The 1,426-nt window shown below is 67.2% G+C and carries 1 protein-coding gene and 1 pseudogene; one reads left to right on the top strand and one right to left on the bottom strand.

The genetic code is table 11. The features are described from left to right. Positions 1–203: pseudogene (locus tag AB0I03_RS26590) on the bottom strand (hypothetical protein); the annotation flags it as partial. 182 nt (positions 204–385) lie between these two features. Between AB0I03_RS26590 and AB0I03_RS26585 the strand changes: the two are divergent. Further along, positions 386–1,129, top strand: a complete 744-nt coding sequence (locus AB0I03_RS26585; RefSeq protein ID WP_360417352.1) for a transposase family protein — start codon at positions 386–388, stop codon at positions 1,127–1,129. The last annotated feature ends 297 nt before the right edge of the window (positions 1,130–1,426 follow it).

Below are 1,426 nucleotides of genomic sequence, written 5' to 3'. Positions count from 1 at the left end.
GTGCCAAGAGTGATCGACTTGGGTATGCCGAACGTGCGGCCCACGAAGGTGTTGTTGTGGTACTGCCCGTAGGCGGTGTCGAGGTCGTAGCACGTCGGGAGCTCCGTGGCAGGGGCCGCCTGGGAGACGGGCGCGGCGGCCACCGCCGTGGGGAGCAGGGCGGCCGTCGCGGCCGAGATCGACAGGGCGCGGCGCAGTTTCATCAAGATCTCTTTCCCGGTTTTTCGGACCCTTGGAGCCTTTTTCCGGTGTCATTGAACGTTTCTCATCCTGCGGCTCGCGAGTGATGACGGGTCCGTGACGTGGCAGGGCTCCCGGTCGTTCCGTCGGCGATCTCACTCATCAACGTCCGGACGCAGGAGCCCTGTTGGTCCCGTATCGTGCCATGCTCGATGTCCCGCACGAGGTCGTGGAGCACGTCTCGTGGCTGATCTACGCCCGAAGGGGTGAGCTGAACACCCGCTGGCGCAGGCTCGGCTGCTTCCACCAGGCCCTTCTCGCCCTGGTGCACCTACGCAAGAACGAGACGCTCGCCCAGATCGGCGCTGGGTTCGGCGTCTCCACTGCGACCGCCGGCCGGTACGTCAACGAGACTGTCGACGTCTTGGCTGAGCACGCGCCGAGCCTGCTGGATGCCCTCCAGGGACACGATCCGAACGAGTTCCTCATCCTCGACGGCACCCTGATCCCCACCGATCGTGTGAACGCCGACGAGCCCTACTACTCTATGAAGCACCGTAGACACGGGATGAACGTGCAGGTCCTGGCCCGCCCGGACGGTACCCCGCTCTGGTTCTCGCGGGCCCTGCCGGGACGGACCCACGACCTGACCTCAGCCCGCGCCCACGGAGTAATCCAGACCTGCTTGTCGCGGCAGATCCTCGTGCTGGCCGACCGCGCGTACCGCGGTGCCGGCGCGACGGTCCGCACCCCGTACTACGGACGTGACCTGCCGGAGAAGTACGCCCAGTTCAACAAGGACCATGCCCGCCTGCGAGCCCCGGGCGAGCGCGCCTTCGCCCGACTCAAGCAATGGCTGATCTTCCGCAAGGCCCGTTGCAGCACCAACCGAGTCGGCCGGACCGTCGCCGCCGTTCACGCCATCGAGATCGCCTGGCACTCAAGATGAGAAGCCTTCATTCACCTGCCTGACGAAACGCATCCCAAGTCAGCGAAGCAGGGGACGTGTAGGCCCTATATCCAGCGTGCCCCCGCGCGTCGCTGTGCGCCAAGTCAAGTGCCCTGCCAGGCCCGTCAGGAGCGGGCTCCCTTTCGTATACCCAGGCCCTCCAGAAGCAGGTCCGACCGCACCAGGAGTGCACCATCAGCGAGACCACGACGGCCCCCGCCGCCACGCCGCAGGGCGATCCGGCCGCGGCGCCGACCGAGCAGGCCCCGACCGGTGCCACGCCACTCCCGACGGCCG

Origin of the sequence: Glycomyces sp. NPDC021274 (genome assembly GCF_040641195.1) — a bacterium.
GTDB lineage: Bacteria > Actinomycetota > Actinomycetes > Mycobacteriales > Micromonosporaceae > Glycomyces.
This window is presented reverse-complemented; position numbering and strand designations above follow the sequence as displayed.

What these genes read in the sequence shown, in the direction of transcription:
- AB0I03_RS26585 (WP_360417352.1), top strand. Translation starts at nt 386, where the DNA reads ATGCTCGATGTCCCGCACGAGGTCGTGGAGCACGTCTCGTGGCTGATC.